Origin of the sequence: Mycobacterium lehmannii, from assembly GCF_001499925.1 — a bacterium.
GTDB lineage: Bacteria > Actinomycetota > Actinomycetes > Mycobacteriales > Mycobacteriaceae > Mycobacterium > Mycobacterium lehmannii.
On the sequence record NZ_LQIR01000007.1, the window covers coordinates 38,074 to 57,648 of the forward strand.

Below are 19,575 nucleotides of genomic sequence, written 5' to 3' on the forward strand. Positions count from 1 at the left end.
ATCAGGGTCGTGAGGGGCGGCCGATCTACAGCCCTGGTGTACGTCTCGCGAAACGGCTAGGGCTGCCGACCGGTGTAGGCAAGCAACCGGGTCAGCGCCCCGGCGTCGGCGGGCACGTCGATCGGATCGTCGAAACCGGCGTTGACCCGACCCTCCGGCGTGATGATCTTGCGGGCCAGCCCCAGCACGTAATCGGACAACGACTCGGGCGCGTTGACGTCGCGCCCGACCGCCGCCGAGTAATCCCACGCGTGCACCAGAAACTCGATCGACAGCACGCCGACCATCATCCGGGCCGGCACGTCGTTCCCGCCGAAGTCCACGGTGCCGTCCAGCCCCCGCCGCCGCCAGGCGTCCAGCGCTGAGCGCGCCGCGAACACCACCTGCTGCTCGATCGGCGCGTCGCGGTCGCGCTCAGTGAACTGCGCGCCCGCCATCGCGCCGAGCATGGTGATCGAATTCAGCAGGTGGTCAGTCAACGCTGCGACGTCGAACTCTCGGCACGGCGTCTGCTTGTGCAGATCGTCGGCGGCGATGCCGTGCAGCACGTGCTGCAACACGGCGAACGACTTCTCCGCGCTGCGCAGTTCGTCGGTCGGCGGCGAATCGGGTCCGGCACGCAAGTCGTCGGGCATGACGCCACGCTACGTCGCCGATGGGCATATCGTTGCCGTGATGAAAACGCACGTGCGAGTGGCGGCAGTGGCGCTGGTTCTCGTCGGGGTCGCGACGGGATGCCAGCGCACCACGGAGGGCTCCGTCGCGATGACCACCGAGCCGGGGCCGCCGTTGACCTCCCCGGCGCGGCCGACGTCGCCGTCGATTCCTGGGCTGCCCGATATCGGGCTTCCCGACATTCCCCTGCCCACACGCAACACCGACGTCCCGGTCGTCCCCGCGCCGCCGAACGCCTTGTCCATGCAGTGCTCGGAGTACAACGGGCTCGACGAGGCGACCCAGGTCGCGGTGATCCGTGAGATCCTCAACCAGGAGGGCAACCCGCTCGGTCCCGACGGGGAGGGCATCGGCCAGATGCTGGTCGACGCCGCCTGCCAGTTCCTGCCCAGCGCCACCGTGAACGAGGTGCTCCTGGGCAAGCCGCCGCCGTGACCTGCGCCGTGACGAACTAGCGTGTTGCCCCATGGGCGAGACCTACGAATCCGTCACCGTTGACATCTCCGATCACGTCGCGCGGGTGACGCTGATCGGGCCAGGCAAGGGCAACGCCATGGGCCCGGCGTTCTGGGCCGAGTTGCCCGAGGTGTTCGGGACGCTCGACGCCGATCCGGAGGTGCGCGCGATCGTGCTGACCGGCTCGGGCCGCAACTTCAGCTACGGGCTCGACCTGGCCGCGATGGGCGCCACCATGCCCGGTCGCGATGCCGGCGCCAAGGGCCGCCTCGGATTCCACACCACGCTGACGAAGATGCAGGGCGCGATCAACGCGGTCGCCGACTGCCGCACCCCCACCATCGCCTCGGTGCACGGCTGGTGCATTGGCGGCGGCGTAGACCTGATCAGCGCCGTGGACATCCGCTACGCCAGTGCCGACGCGAAGTTCTCCGTCCGCGAGGTGAAGCTGGCGATCGTCGCCGACGTGGGTTCGCTGGCGCGGCTCCCGCTCATCCTGTCCGACGGGCATCTCCGCGAACTGACGCTGACGGGCAAGGACATCGACGCTGCCCGCGCCGAAAAGATCGGTCTAATCAACGACGTCTACGACGACGCCGACGCCTCGCTTGCGGGGGCGCACGCCACGGCCGCCGAGATCGCCGCCAACCCGCCGCTGACGGTGTACGGCATCAAGGATGTGCTCGATCAGCAGCGCATCGCCCGGGTGTCGGAGAGCTTGCGCTATGTGGCCGCGTGGAATTCGGCGTTCCTGCCATCGAAGGATCTGGGCGAGGCGGTGACCGCGATGTTCGAGAAGCGCCCGCCGAAGTTCACCGGCGAATAGCGTTGATTCCCAGCACATTCCCACCGCGTTCCCTGCTCGCTTTCAGAAATCGGTAGTACCGAATCCCTTCTAGCGCAATCGATTTCAGCGGTATCGCTGTGCGATGCGTCACCTTGGGCACCATTCCTGGCTGCAGCGGCGTTCTGCACGACATGACAGATACAACAGATTTCGCGTCGCTCAATCGCAGCGCGATCCAACGAATCAGTGCACCCCGAATCGAGGGCACCGCGGTGGCGTTCACCTCAAATCGCTACGAACAAAGTGACGTCGCTTCGATGCTCACCGGCATCGGCGGCCCGGAGTTCCTCCGGTTCGCGCAGAGCAGTGGTGTGCAGAGCCGCAGTCTCTCGCTTCCGCTATCTCGCTACCCGAAGTTGTCGGGCTTCACCGAGGCGAACAACGCCTACATCGAGGTGGCCGTCGACCTCGGGGAGCGGGCCGTGCGGTCCGCGCTCGAGGCGGCACACGTCGCGCCGGATGAAGTCGACGCCATCGTGTTCGTATCGAGCACCGGCGTCGCCGTGCCCACCGTCGACGCTCGGGTGGCATCCCGGATCGGGTTGCGACCAGACGTCAAGCGGATACCGTTGTTCGGATTGGGTTGTGTCGCAGGCGCAGCCGGCATGTCACGCGTGCACGACTACCTGCGGGGCTTTCCCTCCGACGTCGCGGTCCTGCTGTCCGTCGAACTGTGCTCACTGACGTTGCAACGCGACGACACGTCGATCCCCGCCCTGATCGGTGCCTGCCTCTTCGGCGACGGCGCGGCGGCGGTCGTGGTCTCGGGCGCCGACCGCATTCCACCGACGATCGCGCACGCGCCCGCGCTGCTCGCGACCAGGAGCCGGCTGTTTCCGGACACGGTCGACGTCATGGGGTGGAACGTCACCTCAAATGGCTTCGGGCTGGTGATGTCTCGCGAAGTCCCGCACATGGCCGCGAACTACCTCGACGAGGAGGTCACCCGGTTCCTCGGTGACCACGGCCTCACGGTGGGCGACATCGCCGCGTGGATCTGCCATCCCGGCGGTCCCAAGGTGCTGGATGCGATCGACAACGCGATCGGCCTGCCGCCGGAAGCCAACACCCACAGCCGAAACTCGATGCGGGAGAACGGTAACTTCTCGTCGGCGTCGGTGCTTGATGTGCTGCACCGCACGCTCGCCTCGCCACCTGCCCCAGGATCGTTCGGCGTGTTGCTGGCGATGGGTCCCGGCTTCAGCTTCGAGCTGCTCCTGCTGAAGTGGTGAGAAATCGACATGGCGTACTACCTGTTCATCCTCGCGATCGGACTGGAACGACTGGCCGAGTTGGTGGTGTCATGGCGCAACACGCGGTGGTCTCTTGCCAACGGCGGCAGGGAATTCGGCCAAGGCCACTATCCGGTGATGGTCGGCATGCACACGCTGCTGCTCGCGTCGTGTATCGCCGAGGTGGCGGTCCTGCACAGACCGTTCATCCCCCTGCTCGGATGGCCGATGGTGGCCATCGTCTGCGCGAGCACAGCGCTGCGGTGGTGGTGCGTCGCAGTGTTGGGCAGACGGTGGAACCCCCGGCTCATCGTGATCCCGGGAGCGCCGCTCGTGCACCGCGGCCCGTATCGGTGGCTGCACCACCCGAACTACACCGCGGTGGTGGTCGAGGTCGCGGCCCTGCCGCTGGTCCACTCGGCGTGGCTGACCGCGGTCGTCTTCACCGCCGCCAACGCCCTGGTGCTCAACGTCCGCATCCGGGCCGAGAACGCCGCGCTCGGGTACGGGTGAGCCGGGGCCGAGGAGTCAGACCCGAGGAACGGGCGTCCACCCGAGTTCGGCTTTGGCCTTGGCGTTCGACAGCGGAAGCCAGGTGTCGCCGAACGCGGTGACGCCGTAGGGCGCGGCGAGTTTGACCGCCGCACGCGGGATTCGCAGCTGTCGAGGCCGCCCGAGCTTCTCGCCGAGCTCCCGGATATAGCCGTTGAAGGACTGCGGTCGGTCGTCGACGATGTTGTAGATCTCGCCGCCCCGTCCACGGTCGAGCGCGGCCGCGGTAGCACTCACGACGTCGTCGATGTGGATCCAGGACACGATGCCGCTACCACCCATGTCCAGCGCCACGCGGAATCGCGCCATCCGCGCGAACAACTCGTCGTGCGGCACGCCCGGGCCGTAGAAAGCGCCGTAGCGCAACACGATTCCCTCGGTGTCACTGTGTCCACCGGACGCCAGGACCTTCTGCTCCATCCCGCGCAGCGCGGCCAGCATCGCCTCTCCGCCACGCGGGGCCGGTCCGGGGTAGGGATCGCTCTCGTCCAGCAACGCCGGACCGGTGGTCGGATAGCCGTAGGCGAACATCACGGATTCGGCGACGACGCGTCGGACGCCGGCACGTTGCGCCGCGGCCAGCAGGTTCGGTGCACCGGTACCCCACAGTCTTCTCGCGGGCTCAAAGTCGCTGACCCGCATCGGTCCCCGCTTCGGCAGCGTGGTCAGCAGCGAAACCACCACCTCCGGACCGAAGTCGGCGACCGCCTTGTCGATATCGTCGCCGTCGAACACGTCGGCGACGACCGGCCTGGCGCCCGCAGCCGTGATCGCGCCCGCCTTGTTCGGTGACCGCGTCAGCCCGACGACCTCGTGGCCGCAGGTGACGAGTTCACGCAGCAGCGGGACACCGGGCACACTCGTCGCGCCGGCAACCAGAACTCGCATCACGGCCTCCTATCGGCGATGACGCTGGCGCGCAATGCGATCGCCAGGATCACGGTGGTGAACACCAGACCGCCGGCCTCCAGCCACCCGATCCAGTCACCCGCTCCGTGGTGCGGGTCGATGATGTGGCTGAGCGAGTGCAGCGCCCAGTGCAGCGTCGCGAATGCCAGTGCGGGAGTGCGCCACCGCGGCCACCGGACCGCGGCGAGCAGCATGAGCCCCTGCGGGATCTCGAAGGTGGCGTTGTCGAAGATGTAGTGGTCATTGCGCGTGCCGAAGTTGCCGAGCGTGTCGAAGAACGCGCCAGGGGCGAACATCATGAACAGCCCCACGGACAAGGCGTAAAGCCCGAACACGATGAGCGTCACCTCGACGAACCCCGCCCTTGTGCGCGTCGGTGTCGATGTCATACGGTCACGCTAGTTCGCCACTGGCCTCAAGATAGGCACCACTTTGACAGCGAAATCGGGTACCACTTCGGGTCCGGAGCTGCTGCTGGAACTCGACCGCGACGCCACCGATCCGTTGCACCGCCAACTGGCTGACGGACTGCGGACGGCCATCCGAACGGGCCGCCTCACGCCGGGCACCCGCCTGCCGTCCAGTCGCCTGCTCGCCACCGACCTGGGAGTGTCCCGTCGGCTCGTGGTCGATGCCTACAGTCAACTCGTCGCCGAAGGGTTCCTGCACAGCAGGCACGGGTCGGGCACCGTGGTCGCCACGGTTGACACCGTCGACCGGCCCTCCCGCGGTGAGGCCGGGCCGACGGCCCGCTACGACGTCGACTTCCTGCCGGGGTCGCCGGATCTGCACAGCTTTCCTCGCGATGCCTGGCTGCGGGCGCTGAAGCAGGGGCTGGCCGAGATCGGCCCGGATGCGTTCGGTTACGCGGCGCCTCAGGGGCTGTTCACCACGCGCGTCGCGGTGGCCGACTATCTGCGACGCGTCCGCGGTGTGCTCGCCGAACCACAACACATCGTGTTGTGCTCCGGAGCGACACAGGCCATCGCGTTGCTCGCCCGGTCATTGCCCACATCCTCATTGGCCATGGAGGACCCGGGATTCTGGCTGCACCGAATGGTGCTGCGCAACAACGGTATCGAACCGTTGCCTGTTCCGGTCGACGATGACGGGCTCGATGTCGGCGCGCTGGCGGCCAGCGGTGCCGACGCAGTGCTGGCCACCCCCGCGCACCAGTCTCCGACCGGGGTCGTGCTGTCGGCCGCGCGGCGCACCGAGCTGATGGACTGGGTCCGAGCCGGCCATCTGGTGATCGAGGACGACTACGACGCCGAATACCGCTACGACCGGGCACCCGTCGGCGCGTTGCAGGGAATCGCGCCCGACCGCGTCATCTACGTCGGCTCGACCAGCAAGACCCTGGCGCCCGGCCTCCGCATCGGCTGGATGGTGCTGCCCGCACATCTCGTCGGCGCGGTCAAAGTGGCCAAAGGTCTTGCGGACACCGGGAGTTCGGTGATGGACCAGTTGGCGTTCGCGCAGCTGCTGAGATCAGGCGGATACGACAGGCATCTGCGCCAGATGCGGCGCCGGTACCTGATCCGCCGCAATGCCCTGCTGGGGGCACTCGGCCGGCACCTGCCGCAAGCGACCGTCCTCGGCGCCGCGGCCGGTGTCCACCTGACGGTGCGCTTCCCCGACGGGTTCCCGATCGACGGCCTCGTACGGCTGGCCGCCGAACAACGTGTGCGGGTCGAACCGCTCGCACCGTGCTACGCCGACCCCGCCTCGGCGCCGCCTGGCCTGCTTCTCGGCTACGCCAATCTCACTGAGTCCCAGATCGATTTGGGCGTGCGAGTGTTGGCGGGCGCTATGCCCTAAGCTCCGCCGCCGCCACAACCTCCACCGCCACAGCCGCCGCCACCGCAACCTCCGCCGTCCCAGCCGCCACCGGAGTCGGTGTAGCCGAGACCGGCTGCCGCCGCAGTTCCCGCCGCCCAACGCTTTCGACGCCGTTGCGCCTTTGTCATCCGCCTGTTGCGCAGACTGTGGAGATTTCCCATCTCCCTGCGGTATCGGTCCCCCGCCGACTCACCGCGGCGCTGGCCGACGCGACTAGCTACGAGCAAGATCACCGCCGCGCCAACGAGGATCACCGCCACCAACGAGACGGTGATCACTACCACCGCTGTACTCATAGAGGGATGCTACGCCGCGCCCGGTCCCCGAGATGCTCTCGATTTGGTGTGGATTCGGTGAGGAACACCATCCGCCAGAGTGGCGGCCCGGCCACCGCTTATGTTCAACGGCCCACGCCGCGCCTACAGTGATTCTGTGCTGCGGTCACGCAGGAGTGACTCCGATCGGCTATATGCCGCCGTCGCCCGGCTCGAGTTGCCCGAGGCGGTGTTCAAGACGTGCCCGTGGCAACCGCGTGAGCTCATAGCGGTCGGTCTGCGGCAGTGGCTGCGATGTTGCGCGCCTGCGCTACGTGACGACCAGGTGATCGGGATGCCCTCCCGCGCCGTCGACGAGGCATGGCACGGTCTGATCCTCTGCACCGCAAGGTATTCGACGTTCTGCACGGATGCATACGGCCGATTTCTACACCACCACCCCGACGGTGGTGCGCCCCCGAATGCTCTTGTCGACCCGCCGGGCGAACAGCTCCGCAGAACCGTCGTCGCGTGGTCGATGGTGGCGATGCCGGGCGAGAAGTGCGTCCTGTGGGATCTCGACGAGCGTGTCGGGGTGGACGAGCCATGGGGCGTCGATGCCGCCCTGGTCACCACGGTCGAGTCGGCAGTGACCAATCGAAGCTGAGGTGAGACCAGCGGTGGCGGAGGGATTTGAACCCCCGGACGGTGTTAGCCGTCTCTCGCTTTCAAGGCGAGTGCATTAGGCCGCTCTGCCACGCCACCGCCGACAAGAGTACGGGGCGGCTCACACCGTCGCGACGGCGAATCCCCTCAGACGCGGCCGAGCTTGGCGTTCATTGACCCGTTCTTGAGCCCGACGCTGATCCGCCTGCAGTTCTCACCGATCGCCGCGACCTGGGGCCGCGACAGCCGGTCGAGAAAGTGCGCCCGCACGCTCTCGCCGTAGGTGACCATCGCGTCGCGTACCGCGGTCCGCCCCTCGTCGGTGATGCTGGCGAGCACGCCACGGCCGTCGTCGGGACTGGCCCCCCGGCGAACCAGGCCCTGCATCTCCAGGCGGCGGATCTGCCGGGTGACCCGGCTCGGCAACGACATCAAGCCCTCGGCGAGATCGCCCATGCGGGCCGATCCCGTCGGTGACTTGTCCAGGATGTCGAGCAGTCTGACGTCGTTGAGCGTCAGATGATGCTTATCCACCAGCGACCGATTCAAGGTCGCATACAGCCGGAGCGCGGCATCCAAAAAATTTTGCCAGGACCGCTGCTCCGCGATGTCCAGCCCCGGCATATCCCCCGCGGTACGACCCGCAATAATCCCCTCCATGCGGCCATAGTAAACGGCCATCACATTGCTGGCGACTAATTCGTGAGACTGTCGACGCAGGCTAGTAGCGTTATCGGGATGCATGCAATCGTCGCCGGCCCGGAGGGCCGATTGACCTGGCAAGAGGTTCCCGACATCACGCCGGACGAGGGCGAAATTCTGATCAAGGTCGCCTCTGCCGGCATCAATCGGGCCGACCTTTTGCAGGCCGTGGGCAAATACCCGCCGCCGCCGGGCGCCAGCGAAATCCTCGGCCTCGAAGTCTCGGGAACGGTCGCGGCGGTCGGCGAGAAGGCCTCCGATTGGACGGTCGGACAACAGGTCTGCGCGTTGCTGGCGGGCGGGGGCTACGCCGACTATGTGGCTGTGCCGGCCGGGCAGGTGATGGCGGTTCCGGAGTCTGTGCCGCTGCACGAAGCTGCCGGTTTACCCGAGGTGGCCTGCACCGTGTGGTCGAACCTGGTGATGACCGCGGGCTTGACGGCGGGCCAGCTCGTCCTCATACACGGGGGTGCCAGCGGCATCGGCACCCACGCGATCCAGGTGGCCCGCGCGCTCGGCTGCCGCGTGGCGGTAACCGCCGGGTCCGCCCACAAGCTGGACCTGTGCGCCGAGCTCGGGGCCGAGGTGACGATCAACTACCGCGACGAGGACTTCGTCGAACGCGTCAGGGCCGAGGGCGGCGCCGACGTGATCCTCGACATCATGGGCGCGGCCTACCTCGACCGCAACATCGATGCGCTCGCCAACGACGGTCGGGTGGTGATCATCGGGATGCAGGGCGGTGTGAAGGCCGAACTCAACATCGGCAAGCTGCTCGGCAAGCGCGCGGGCGTCATCGCCACCGCTCTTCGCGCGCGCCCGGTGAGCGGCAAGGGGAGCAAGAGCGACGTCGTCGCCGCGGTGGTGGCCAACGTGTGGCCGATGATCGAACGCGGTGAGGTGGGCCCGATCATCGGTGCGGAGTACCCGGTGCAGGAAGCCGGGGCGGCGCACGAGCTTCTGCAGTCGGGCGAGGTATCAGGGAAAGTGCTTCTGCGCGTAGCGGATTAGCGCGGCCGTCAGCCCAGCGAAGCGAGCGCGCGCACCAGCTGATCGACCTCGGCGGTGGTCGTGTAGTGCGCCAGTCCGACCGTCACCGCGCCGCCGATGTCGTTGACGCCGATCACGTCCAGCACGCGCGAACTCACATTCGATATCGCCAGGATGCCGTTGTCGGCCAGGCGCTGAACCACCCGCTCGGCGGGCACGCCGTTGACCGCGAAACTGAGCACGGGGATTCGCGATTCGGGCGCACCGATGACCATCACCGTCGACAGCGAGCGCAGCGAGATCAGCAGATAGTCGAAAAGCCGGCTCATATAGGCGTTCGCAGAGTGCATCGAGATCGCGAGGCGTTCGCGGCGTGTACCGCGCGCGTTCTCGTCGAGGGAGGCCAGGTACTCGATGCTGGCCACCACTCCGGCCAGCAGACCGAACTGGTGCGCGCCGACTTCGAGCCGCGCCGCTCCCGTCGCATGCGGATCCAGCGATACCGAACCGAAGGAGTCGATGAGCGTCGGATCGCGAAACACCAGGGCTCCGATGGGCGGACCACCCCACGCCAACGCGTTGACCGCCACCACGTCCGCGTCGATCTCGTCGATGTCGATCAACTGGTAGGGCGCGGCCGCGGAGTGGTCGACGACCACCAGCGCTCCCTGATCGTGGGCCAGCTTCGTCACCGCGCGCAGGTCGGTCACGGTGCCCAAAGTCGAAGAGGCAGAAGTGATGGCGACCAAGCGGGTCGGCTTGGTGATCAGACTTTCCCACTGCCAGCTGGGCAGTTCGCCGGTCTCGATGTCGACCTCGGCCCACTTCACCTTGGCCCCATAGCGATTCGCGGCACGCAGCCACGGCGCGATGTTCGCCTCGTCATCGAGACGGGTGACCACCACTTCGTAACCGAGCCCGACACGCGAGGATGACGCGTCCGCCAGCGAGGTCAACAGGATCGCGCGGTCGGCTCCCAAGACCACCCCGCGGGGGTCGGCGTTGACCAGATCAGCCACGGCCAGCCGGGCGGCCTCCAGCACCGCTGCGCTGCGCTGGGCCGACGGATGTGGACCGACCGGGGTGGGCATCGACCCGCGGAACGCCGTGGACACCGCTCGGCCGACGGTGTCGGGCAACAACATGCCGTGCTGGGCGTCGAAACGCACCCATCCGTCGCCCAGAGAGGGGTGCAAACCGCGCACCCGGGCGACGTCGTATGCCATGCCAGCCCACCTTCGAGCGTCCGTGAGTTCGCGAACTCACACGATTCTGGCCGATACTCGGCCCGACCCGCCATGTCGGACTGGGTCTGCTGGGCAGCCATACTAGTCCAGTGACCTTGGCGTTCGGAGTGCTAAACCCGTTGTCGTTGCTGGTCACCCCCGCGGCACGTCCACGAAGCGCGACGGGGTTAACGATTACGCATATTAAACATGGTGGCACCCAGTGAAGCCGTTTGCTCGGTCGCCGAAGGCCATCGACGGACCGGTTTGCGGTCACCGGACGAAGTCGGCTCGCGCGCAGCGTGAGGACCGCCCCGCGCAGGACCGGACTAGTGTCGCTAGTTGGTTCGCGGTCGAGGGCAACGCGAGGCTTGCGCGACGAATGCCGTGGAGATTAGAGGGAACGCAGGGAGTATGACCGACGACGACAACATCGAGATCATCAGCGGAGCCGACACCGGAGCCGAGACCGACGAGGAAAAGGACGGCAGGTCGCTGACCGACCTCGTCGAGCAACCGGCGAAGGTGATGCGGATCGGCACCATGATCAAGCAGCTCCTCGAGGAGGTGCGCGCAGCTCCGCTCGACGAGGCCAGCCGCAATCGGCTCCGGGAGATCCACCGCACGAGCATCACCGAACTCGAGGACGGCCTGGCCCCCGAGTTGCGCGACGAACTCGAGCGGCTCACGCTGCCGTTCACCGAAGAGGCCGTACCCTCGGACGCCGAGCTGCGCATCGCGCAGGCCCAGCTGGTGGGCTGGCTGGAGGGTCTGTTCCACGGCATCCAGACCGCGCTGTTCGCCCAGCAGATGGCGGCGCGACAGCAGCTGGAGCAGATGCGGGGCCAAGGCGCGCTGCCACCGGGAGTGGCGATACGCGGCGGCGGTCCGTCGCATCCGGGGACCGGGCAGTACCTGTAGGGGCATGCGTTGGTCCCACATATCGAGACCCGCAACGCGTGGGTGGAGTTCCCGATCTTCGATGCGAAGTCACGCTCGCTGAAGAAGGCGTTCCTCGGTAAGGCCGGCGGCGCGATCGGGCGCAACGACTCCAACGTCGTGGTCATCGAGGCGCTGCGGGACATCACCATGTCGCTGGAACTCGGCGACCGGGTGGGTCTGGTGGGGCACAACGGTGCGGGCAAGTCGACGCTGCTGCGCCTGCTGTCGGGTATCTACGAGCCCACCCGGGGGGTGGCGACCGTGAGCGGCCGGGTGGCGCCGGTGTTCGACCTCGGCGTCGGGATGGACCCGGAGATCTCCGGCTTCGAGAACATCATCATCCGCGGCCTGTTTCTGGGACAGACGCGCAAGCAGATGATGGCCAAGATCGACGAGATCGCCGAGTTCACCGAGCTCGGGGACTACCTGTCGATGCCGTTGCGCACCTACTCCACCGGTATGCGCGTGCGTCTGGCGATGGGCGTGGTGACCAGCATCGACCCCGAGATCCTGCTGCTCGACGAGGGTATCGGCGCGGTGGACGCCGAGTTCCTGAAGAAGGCGCAGACCCGGTTGGCCGAACTCGTCGCGCGCTCCGGGATCCTGGTGTTCGCCAGCCACTCCAATGAGTTTCTGGCCCGGCTGTGCAACACCGCGATGTGGATCGACCACGGCACGATCAAGATGACCGGCGGCATCGAGGACGTCGTGCGGGCCTATGAGGGCGAGGACGCCGCCCGGCATGTCCGGGAAGTGCTCGAAGAGACGCGCCAGGGATGACGGCCGACGAGGGCTTGCCCGAGGAGCCGACCAGCCCCGTCATCTGCGCGGTGGTGGTCACCCATCGTCGTCCCGACGACCTAGCGAAGTCACTGGAGTCGGTGTCGGCCCAGACCCGCGCGCCCGACCACCTGATCGTCGTCGACAACGACGACGATTACCGCGTCGCCGAACTGGTTGCCGGACAACCCATCCCCACCACCTATCTCGGATCACGCCGGAACCTGGGCGGTGCGGGCGGTTTCGCGTTGGGCATGCTGCATGCTCTGGCGCTCGGCGCGGACTGGGTGTGGTTGGCCGACGACGACGGCCGCCCGGCCGACTCGGAGGTACTGGGCACGCTGATCGCATGCGCCGCCCGCCACGGACTTGCGGAGGTGTCGCCGATGGTCTGCGACATGAACGATCCCGGGCGGCTGGCCTTCCCCCTGCGTCGCGGACTGGTGTGGCGTCGCCGTGTCGACGAGTTACGCACCGAGTCCCGTTCAGTGGGGGCACCTCCCGCTTGCGGGGGACTGTTGCCGGGCATCGCATCACTGTTCAACGGTGCGCTGTTCGCCGCGTCGACGCTGGAGGCGACCGGCGTGCCCGATCTGCGCCTGTTCGTGCGCGGCGACGAGACCGAAATACACCGCAGGCTGGTGCGCTCCGGGTTACCGTTCGGCACCTGCCTCGACGCGGTGTACCTGCATCCGCAGGGCGGTGACGAGTTCAAACCGATCCTCGGCGGCCGAATGCACACGCAGTTTCCGGAAAACGCTGCCAAGCGCTTCTATACCTACCGCAACCGCGGATATCTGCTGTCCCAGCCCGGGCTGCGTCGTCTGCAGTTGCAGGAGTGGGCGCGCTTCGGTTGGTTCTTCCTGGTGTCGCGCCGCGACCCCGCCGGGTTGATGGAGTGGATTCGGTTGCGGCGCATGGGCCGCAAGGAGAGGTTCGGGAGGCTTCAGCCGTGACGTTCACCGACGCCGCTGCGCAGTCGAAGACCATGCGCCGGGCCTGGGGCGACCTGGTTGCCGGCTTCGGCAAGCACGAACTGTGGTTGCACCTCGGCTGGCAGGACATCAAACAGCGCTACCGCCGCTCGGTTCTCGGCCCGTTCTGGATCACGATCGCCACCGGTGCCACCGCTGTCGCCATGGGTCTGCTCTACTCGAAACTGTTCAAACTCGAGCTGTCCGAACATCTTCCGTACGTCACCCTCGGTCTGATCGTGTGGAACCTGATCAACGCGGCGATCCTGGAGGGCGCCGACGTGTTCGTCGCCAACGAGGGTCTGATCAAACAGTTGCCGACTCCGCTGTCGGTGCACGTCTACCGGTTGGTGTGGCGACAGATGATCCTGTTCGCCCACAACATGATCATCTTCGTGATCATCGCGATGATCTATCCCAAGCCGTGGAAGTGGACGGACCTGGCGGTCATCCCGGCGCTGGGTCTGATCGTGCTCAACTGCATCTGGGTGGCGTTGTGCTTCGGCATCCTTGCCACCCGCTACCGCGACATCAGCCCGCTGCTGGTCAGCCTGGTGCAGCTGCTGTTCTTCATGACCCCGATCATCTGGAACGAGTCCACCCTGCGACAGCAGGGCGCCGAGCAGTACACCAAGATCGTCGAGCTCAATCCGCTGCTGCACTATCTCGACATCGTGCGGGCCCCGCTGCTCGGCGCCGACCAGGAACTGCGTCACTGGGTGGTGGTGATCGTGCTGACCGTGGTCGGCTGGACCTTCGCGGCGTTCGCCATGCGGCAGTACCGCGGCCGTGTCGCCTACTGGGTGTAGCTTCCTCGCCGCGGAACTCAGGCGTCGCTCGCGACCGTTATGCGGATATGAGCATCCCGCCATATCAGCCGCCGTCGTCCACGCCGTCCGCACCGACGGGCACGCTGACCTGCCCGAAGTGCGCGGGCTCGATGCGGACCTACGAACGCAACGGCATCCACTTGGAGCAGTGCGACACCTGTCGCGGCATCTTCCTCGACTTCGGCGAGCTCGAGTCGCTGACTCAGATGGAGAACCGGTTCGTGCAGGCCGCACCCCCTCCGCCACCTGCCCAGCCGGGATACGGATATGGCCCGGGCTGGGGCCATCGCGGCAACAAGTACTACCGCAAACAGGGGTTCGGCCGGCTGTTCTTCTCGAGCTAGCCCATCCGCGCGCAGGCCGCCACCAACAGTTCGTCGTCAGGATGGTGGGCCGCCGCCTGCACCACGGCCGCGCGCGCGAACGCGTCGAGCACCGGCCACGGGTCTCCATCGGGCAGCGCGGGGCCGCCTGCGGCGCGATAGGCATCGACGAAGCTCTGCCAGTCGGCGTCCGGGATCAGTCCTGCCGCCCAGAATCCGGCCGGTCGAGCCAGGTCCCACGCCGGATCGCCGGCACCCAGGTCGTCGACGTCGAGAAGAATCCAGGGCCCGTCCGCGTGCGGGCGCGCGAGTTGACCCAGATGCCAGTCGCCGTGCACCAACGTGTGCGGACGGTCCGGTGAGCCCGGTCGCCACACCGCGTCGGGCAGGGCGGCCGCGGCCCGTCGCACCGTCGGATCGCCGTCGGAGCGCAGCACGTCGACCGCGCACCGCAGCCGTTGCGACCAGCCGTGCGGGGGCACTCGCGACGACCATGGCTCCCGGTGCAGCCGGGCCAGCAGCTGTCCGGCTTCCGACCACGGCACCGACTCTGGTTGCGGGGCAAGGGGTTGCACGCGCGGCCACCGACTGCGCCAGCGCGCTGCGACCGGCTCGGGAACCGTCGACAGCGGCGAGAGAAGGCAATCCGAGCCCGCAGCGATGCCGAGTCGGACCGTCAGTGCCCGCGGATTGGTACCCGGCCGGTGCAGCTTGTAGACGACGTCGCCGTCGACGACGATCTCTGCACCGGACCGGGTCTGCACACCTGAAACCTAGCGACGTGACGGCTGCACATGCCGCTAAGCTGCCCGGGTGGCCGAGCCCCCGATGCAGCCGACCCTGAGCCTGGGCACCCAGATCTGGCGGTTCATCGTCACCGGTGGTTTCTCCGCGATCGTCGACTTCGGCCTGTACGTCGCCCTGCTCGCCGCCGGTCTGCACGTCAACGTAGCCAAGACGCTCAGCTTCATCGCGGGCACCACCACGGCATATCTGATCAACCGCCGGTGGACCTTTCAGGCGCCGCCGAGCACCGCGCGGTTCATCGCGGTGTGTGCGCTCTATGCGGTGACCTACGCCGCGCAGGTCGGCATCAACTACGGGCTGTACGTGGCGTGGGACGACAAACCGTGGCGGGTGCCGGTCGCGTTCGTCATCGCCCAGGGCACGGCGACGGTGATCAATTTCGTCGTCCAGCGTGCGGTCATCTTCCGCCTGCACTGACGCGACACCGCTGCCGGCCGCGTGATATCCAGCGGTCATGGCGCCGGCTGTCCGCACGGTACCCTCGTCACGATGTCCGAGAACTTACCGACGACCTCGCGTGCCCTGACCGGCTTCGGTCGCACGGCACCGTCGGTCGCTCAGGTGCTGAGCACGCCGGACGTCGACGTGATCGCCGCTGCGGTCCGTGAGGCCGCCGACCGCAGCGCAGCCAGCCCGTCGTTCCTGCACCGGGGCGTCCTCGCCCGCGGCCTGGGTCGCTCCTACGGCGATCAGGCATGCAACGGCGGTGGCCTGGTCGTGGACATGACCGCGCTGCACAAGATCCACTCGATCAGCGCCGAGACGGCCGTGGCCGACGTCGATGCGGGCGTCAGCCTCGACCACCTGATGAAGGCCGCGCTGCCGTTCGGGCTGTGGGTACCGGTGCTGCCGGGCACGCGGCAGGTCACCGTCGGCGGCGCGATCGCCTCCGACATCCACGGCAAGAACCACCACAGTGCAGGCAGCTTCGGCAATCACGTGCTGTCGATGGACCTGCTGATGGCCGACAGCGAGGTTCGTACCCTCACCCCCGACGGGCCGGACGCCGAACTGTTCTGGGCGACGGTCGGCGGTAACGGGCTCACCGGGATCGTGGTGCGCGCCCGAATCGCGATGACGCGCACGGAAACCGCGTACTTCATCGCCGACGGTGTGTCCACCAGCGACCTGGATGAGACCGTCGCCGTGCACCTCGATGGCAGCGAGGACCGCTACACCTACTCCAGCGCGTGGTTCGACCTGATCAGCCCGCCGCCGAAACTCGGAAGGGCCGCGATCAGCCGTGGCAGCCTCGCGACGCTCGATCAGCTTCCCCCGAAGCTGGCCAAGGATCCGCTGAAGTTCGATGCGCCACAACTACTTTCGGTGCCGGATATCTTCCCGGTCAGCGCCATGAACAAGCTCTCGTTCATGGCGATCGGCGAGGTGTACTACCGGCTCGGCGGCACCTACACCGGCAAGATCATGAACTTGTCGCAGTTCTACCACATGCTGGATCTGGTCAGCGGGTGGAACAACGCTTACGGCCCAGCGGGTTTCGCGCAGCACCAGTTCCTGGTTCCGCCCGATGCGCTCGAGGAGTTCAAGTCCATCATCCGCTGGATCCAGACGCGCGGGCACTATTCGGCACTGAACGTGTTCAAACTGTTCGGGCCCGGCAACAGCGCGCCGCTGAGCTTTCCGATGGCGGGATGGAACGTGGCGATGGACTTCCCGAACAAGCCCGGTGTCAACGAATTCCTCAACGAGCTCGATGAGCGGGTCATGGAGTTCGGCGGCCGGGTGTACACCGCGAAGGACTCCCGGGTCAGCGCGGAGCGGTTCCACAAGATGTATCCGAGGATAGACGAGTGGATTGCCGTGCGCCGCAAGGCCGACCCGAACGGCGTCTTCGCATCCGACATGGCACGACGCTTGGAGCTCCTGTAGATGGTTCTCGACGCTGTAGGTAACCCCCAGACCATCCTGCTGCTCGGCGGGACATCGGAGATCGGGCTGGCGATCTGCGAGCGCTACCTGCGCAACGCGCATGCCCGCATCATCCTTGCGGACCTGCCGAATCACCCCCGCAAGGACGAGGCGATCGCGGCGATGACGGCCGCGGGGGCCAAGTCCGTCGAATGGATCGACTTCGACGGCGCCGACACCGCCGGACATCGCGCCGTGATCGACAAGGCCTGGGGCGGCGGTGATGTCGATGTCGCGATCGTCGCCTTCGGGCTGCTCGGCGACGCCGAGGAGCTGTGGCAGAACCAGTCCAAGGCCGTGCAGGTCGCCCAGATCAACTACACCGCAGCGGTTTCCGTCGGCGTGCTGATCGGCGAGAAGATGCGCGCCCAGGGCTTCGGGCAGATCATCGCGATGAGTTCAGCGGCCGGTGAGCGGGTGCGGCGGTCCAACTTCGTGTACGGGTCGACCAAGGCCGGCTTGGACGGTTTCTACCTCGGCCTCGGAGAGGCGTTGCGGGAGCACGGAGTTCGGGTGCTGGTGATCCGGCCCGGTCAGGTGCGCACCACGACCACCATCGAGCACTGGAAGGCCACCGGCGCGAAGGAAGCGCCGTTCACCGTCGACAAGGAAGACGTCGCCGAACTGGCCGTCACGGCGGCAGCCAAAGGCAAGGAACTGGTATGGGCGCCGGGAGCGTTCCGGTACGTGATGATGGTGTTGCGCCACATCCCGCGGCCGATCTTCCGCAAGCTACCCATCTGATGCGCGGCGGCGCGCGGGCCCTGCCGATCAAGGTCGCCGGCCAGATGGTGGCGGCCACCGCGGTGGCGATCGTCGTCGCGGTGGTCTCGCTGGCCGCGATCGCGCGCGTGGAGTGGCCCGCCTACAACTCGTCCAATCAGCTACACGCGCTGACCACGGTGGGCCAGTTCGCCTGTCTGGCCGGGTTGTTGGCGAGCGGGTGGGTCTGGCGGCGCGGCCGGCAGCTGCTCGCGAAGGTCGGGGCGACGCTCTTCCTGTCGGCGTTCTCGGTGGTGACGCTGGCGATGCCGCTCGGTGCGACGAGGCTCTATTTGTACGGCATCTCGGTCGATCAGCAGTTCCGCACCGAGTACCTCACCCGGCTCGCCGACAGCGCCGCGCTGCGCGATATGACCTACATGGGTCTGCCGCCGTTCTATCCGCCGGGCTGGTTCTGGATCGGGGGCCGCCTGGCCGCGCTGACCGGAACTCCGGCGTGGGAGATGTTCAAACCGTGGGCGATCATGTCGATCACCGCCGCGATCGCGGTGGCGTTCGTGTTGTGGGCAGCCATGATTCGCTTCGAGTACGCGCTCATCGTGACCACCGCCACCGCCGCGGCCACGCTCGCATACTCACCGGCCGAGCCATACGCCGCGATCATCTGTGTACTGCTGCCGCCGGTGTTCGTGCTCGCGTGGTCGGGTCTGCGCGGGGGTGACCCGGATGGGGTGGCGGGCGGGAGGACGCGAGCCGGCTGGCCCGCCGTCATCGGCACCGGCCTTTTCCTCGGCGGCGCCGCGCTGTCCTACACGCTGCTGTTCGCCTACGCGGCATTCACATTGGCGATCATGGGGGTGCTTCTGGCCGTCGCGCGCAGACGCATCGAACCGCTGCTGCGGCTGGTGGTCATCGCGGTCATCTCGGGCGCCATCGCGCTGATCGGCTGGGCGCCGTACCTTCTGGCGGCGTTCTCCGGCGAGCCCGCCGACTCCGGTACCGCGCAGCACTATCTGCCGACCGACGGCGCGCAGCTGGAGTTCCCGATGCTGCACTTCACACTGCTGGGAGCGCTGTGCATGCTCGGCACGCTGTGGCTGGTCTGGCGCGCGCGCTCCTCCACCAGGGCCGGCGCTCTGGCGATCGCGGTGCTCGCCGTCTACGCCTGGTCGCTGCTGTCGATGCTGACCACGCTGGTGGGCACCACGTTGTTGTCGTTCCGACTGAATCCGACGCTGACCGTGCTGCTGACGGCCGCAGGTGCCTTCGGCTTCATCGAGGTCACCCGGGCCGTCGCGGCGCGGGTGCGACCCGAGAACGCGCGCCGCGTCGTCGCCGCGGCGGCCACGCTGGGCGCCATCGGCGCCGTCACCTACAGCCAGGACATCCCCGACGTGCTGCGGTCCGACATCGTGGTCGCCTATACCGATACCGACGGCTACGGTCAGCGCGCGGACCGGCGACCGCCCGGCGCCGAGCGCTACTACCGCGAGATCGACGCCAGGATCACCGAGGTGACCGGTCGTCCCCGTGACGAGACCGTCGTGCTGACCGCCGACTACAGCTTCCTGTCTTATTACCCCTATTACGGCTTTCAGGGCTTGACCTCGCACTACGCCAACCCCCTCGCGCAGTTCGAGAAGCGTGCCGAGGCCATCGAGAGCTGGGCCACGCTGACCGACGCCGACCAGTTCATCGAGGCACTCGACACGCTGCCGTGGGAGCCGCCGACGGTGTTTCTGATGCGCCGCGGCGCCGACGACACCTATACGTTGCGGTTGGCCTCCGACGTATATCCGAACCAGCCCAATGTGCGCCGCTACCACGTCGCCCTCGACGAGGCGTTGTTCGACGACCCCCGCTTCGAGGTCTCCAGCATCGGACCGTTCGTGTTGGCGATCCGCAAGCCCAATTAA

General features: G+C 67.3%; 23 protein-coding genes and 1 tRNA gene. 16 read left to right on the top strand and 8 right to left on the bottom strand.

Annotated elements, in window-relative coordinates:
* Positions 1-56: 56 nt before the first annotated feature.
* Entirely contained in the window at positions 57-635 is a 579-nt protein-coding gene (locus tag AU192_RS05900; RefSeq protein WP_064394852.1) for a TIGR03086 family metal-binding protein, read from the bottom strand.
* Positions 636-675: 40 nt separating this feature from the next.
* Here AU192_RS05900 and AU192_RS05905 point away from each other — a divergent pair, with 40 nt between their 5' ends.
* The 4 genes from AU192_RS05905 to AU192_RS05920 all read left to right on the top strand — a co-directional run bounded on the left by AU192_RS05905 (position 676) and on the right by AU192_RS05920 (position 3,723).
* On the top strand, positions 676-1,110 hold the full coding sequence (locus AU192_RS05905) for a hypothetical protein (protein WP_064394903.1): 435 nt from the start codon (positions 676-678) through the stop codon (positions 1,108-1,110).
* Between the two features lie 31 nt (positions 1,111-1,141).
* Positions 1,142-1,957 (top strand): crotonase/enoyl-CoA hydratase family protein, encoded by an 816-nt coding sequence (locus tag AU192_RS05910; RefSeq protein WP_064394853.1) that lies wholly within the window; start codon positions 1,142-1,144, stop codon positions 1,955-1,957.
* A gap of 152 nt (positions 1,958-2,109) precedes the next feature.
* A complete protein-coding gene (locus AU192_RS05915) occupies positions 2,110-3,210 on the top strand; it encodes a type III polyketide synthase (protein ID WP_207544907.1) in 1,101 nt (366 codons plus the stop codon).
* A gap of 9 nt (positions 3,211-3,219) precedes the next feature.
* Positions 3,220-3,723, top strand: a complete 504-nt coding sequence (locus tag AU192_RS05920) for an isoprenylcysteine carboxyl methyltransferase family protein (protein WP_064394854.1) — start codon at positions 3,220-3,222, stop codon at positions 3,721-3,723.
* Positions 3,724-3,738: 15 nt separating this feature from the next.
* On the opposite strand, the gene AU192_RS05925 is transcribed toward AU192_RS05920, so the two are convergent.
* Positions 3,739-4,650 carry an NAD-dependent epimerase/dehydratase family protein gene (locus AU192_RS05925; protein ID WP_064394855.1) on the bottom strand — a complete coding sequence of 304 codons (912 nt, stop codon included), beginning with the start codon at positions 4,648-4,650 and terminating at the stop codon, positions 3,739-3,741.
* A complete protein-coding gene (locus AU192_RS05930; protein ID WP_064394856.1) occupies positions 4,650-5,060 on the bottom strand; it encodes a hypothetical protein in 411 nt (136 codons plus the stop codon). Before AU192_RS05930 ends, AU192_RS05925 begins: the two co-directional genes overlap by 1 nt.
* A gap of 43 nt (positions 5,061-5,103) precedes the next feature.
* Between AU192_RS05930 and pdxR the strand changes: the two genes are divergently transcribed.
* Positions 5,104-6,492: a MocR-like pyridoxine biosynthesis transcription factor PdxR gene (gene pdxR / locus AU192_RS05935; protein WP_278183952.1), complete on the top strand. Its 1,389-nt coding sequence runs from the start codon at positions 5,104-5,106 to the stop codon at positions 6,490-6,492.
* Here the strand turns inward: pdxR and AU192_RS26100 are convergent.
* A complete protein-coding gene (locus AU192_RS26100) occupies positions 6,489-6,809 on the bottom strand; it encodes a hypothetical protein (protein WP_165593271.1) in 321 nt (106 codons plus the stop codon). The two genes, pdxR and AU192_RS26100, sit on opposite strands and share 4 nt — an antisense overlap.
* A 136-nt stretch (positions 6,810-6,945) precedes the next feature.
* Between AU192_RS26100 and AU192_RS05940 the strand changes: the two genes are divergently transcribed.
* On the top strand, positions 6,946-7,434 hold the full coding sequence (locus AU192_RS05940) for a glycine-rich domain-containing protein (protein WP_082694920.1): 489 nt from the start codon (positions 6,946-6,948) through the stop codon (positions 7,432-7,434).
* Between the two features lie 11 nt (positions 7,435-7,445).
* Here the strand turns inward: AU192_RS05940 and AU192_RS05945 are convergent.
* Positions 7,446-7,532, bottom strand: a tRNA-Ser gene (locus AU192_RS05945).
* 48 nt (positions 7,533-7,580) lie between these two features.
* Positions 7,581-8,093: a MarR family winged helix-turn-helix transcriptional regulator gene (locus AU192_RS05950; protein ID WP_064394906.1), complete on the bottom strand. Its 513-nt coding sequence runs from the start codon at positions 8,091-8,093 to the stop codon at positions 7,581-7,583.
* A gap of 78 nt (positions 8,094-8,171) precedes the next feature.
* Here AU192_RS05950 and AU192_RS05955 point away from each other — a divergent pair, with 78 nt between their 5' ends.
* On the top strand, positions 8,172-9,146 hold the full coding sequence (locus tag AU192_RS05955) for an NAD(P)H-quinone oxidoreductase (RefSeq protein WP_064394858.1): 975 nt from the start codon (positions 8,172-8,174) through the stop codon (positions 9,144-9,146).
* 8 nt (positions 9,147-9,154) lie between these two features.
* Here AU192_RS05955 and AU192_RS05960 read toward each other — a convergent pair whose 3' ends face one another.
* Complete coding sequence (locus tag AU192_RS05960; protein ID WP_064394859.1) at positions 9,155-10,351, bottom strand: cysteine desulfurase-like protein; 1,197 nt, start codon at positions 10,349-10,351, stop codon at positions 9,155-9,157.
* A 414-nt stretch (positions 10,352-10,765) separates the two neighbouring features.
* Here AU192_RS05960 and AU192_RS05965 point away from each other — a divergent pair, with 414 nt between their 5' ends.
* The 5 genes from AU192_RS05965 to AU192_RS05985 are packed head-to-tail and all read left to right on the top strand — an operon-like array spanning position 10,766 to position 14,221.
* Positions 10,766-11,272: a bacterial proteasome activator family protein gene (locus tag AU192_RS05965; RefSeq protein ID WP_064394860.1), complete on the top strand. Its 507-nt coding sequence runs from the start codon at positions 10,766-10,768 to the stop codon at positions 11,270-11,272.
* 9 nt (positions 11,273-11,281) lie between these two features.
* Complete coding sequence (gene wzt / locus AU192_RS05970; protein WP_064394861.1) at positions 11,282-12,073, top strand: galactan export ABC transporter ATP-binding subunit Wzt/RfbE; 792 nt, start codon at positions 11,282-11,284, stop codon at positions 12,071-12,073.
* Entirely contained in the window at positions 12,070-13,029 is a 960-nt protein-coding gene (gene glfT1 / locus AU192_RS05975; RefSeq protein ID WP_064394862.1) for a galactofuranosyltransferase GlfT1, read from the top strand. Before wzt ends, glfT1 begins: the two co-directional genes overlap by 4 nt.
* On the top strand, positions 13,026-13,856 hold the full coding sequence (gene wzm / locus AU192_RS05980) for a galactan export ABC transporter permease subunit Wzm/RfbD (protein WP_064394863.1): 831 nt from the start codon (positions 13,026-13,028) through the stop codon (positions 13,854-13,856). The genes glfT1 and wzm overlap by 4 nt, the downstream gene beginning before the upstream one ends.
* A gap of 47 nt (positions 13,857-13,903) precedes the next feature.
* The gene (locus tag AU192_RS05985; protein WP_064394864.1) at positions 13,904-14,221 is read left to right on the top strand and encodes a TFIIB-type zinc ribbon-containing protein; all 318 of its coding nucleotides are present in this window, start codon (positions 13,904-13,906) and stop codon (positions 14,219-14,221) included.
* On the opposite strand, the gene AU192_RS05990 is transcribed toward AU192_RS05985, so the two are convergent.
* Positions 14,218-14,964, bottom strand: coding sequence for a phosphotransferase family protein (locus AU192_RS05990; protein ID WP_064394865.1), 747 nt, complete (start codon positions 14,962-14,964; stop codon positions 14,218-14,220). The genes AU192_RS05985 and AU192_RS05990 overlap by 4 nt on opposite strands.
* 64 nt (positions 14,965-15,028) lie before the next feature.
* Here AU192_RS05990 and AU192_RS05995 point away from each other — a divergent pair, with 64 nt between their 5' ends.
* The 4 genes from AU192_RS05995 to AU192_RS06010 all read left to right on the top strand — a co-directional run bounded on the left by AU192_RS05995 (position 15,029) and on the right by AU192_RS06010 (position 19,575).
* Positions 15,029-15,424, top strand: coding sequence for a GtrA family protein (locus AU192_RS05995; protein WP_064394907.1), 396 nt, complete (start codon positions 15,029-15,031; stop codon positions 15,422-15,424).
* Positions 15,425-15,496: 72 nt separating this feature from the next.
* Positions 15,497-16,897, top strand: a complete 1,401-nt coding sequence (gene dprE1 / locus AU192_RS06000) for a decaprenylphosphoryl-beta-D-ribose oxidase (protein WP_064394866.1) — start codon at positions 15,497-15,499, stop codon at positions 16,895-16,897.
* Positions 16,898-17,680 carry a decaprenylphospho-beta-D-erythro-pentofuranosid-2-ulose 2-reductase gene (gene dprE2 / locus AU192_RS06005; RefSeq protein WP_064394867.1) on the top strand — a complete coding sequence of 261 codons (783 nt, stop codon included), beginning with the start codon at positions 16,898-16,900 and terminating at the stop codon, positions 17,678-17,680. It abuts the gene before it with no gap.
* Positions 17,680-19,575, top strand: a complete 1,896-nt coding sequence (locus AU192_RS06010; RefSeq protein WP_064394868.1) for a galactan 5-O-arabinofuranosyltransferase — start codon at positions 17,680-17,682, stop codon at positions 19,573-19,575. The genes dprE2 and AU192_RS06010 overlap by 1 nt, the downstream gene beginning before the upstream one ends.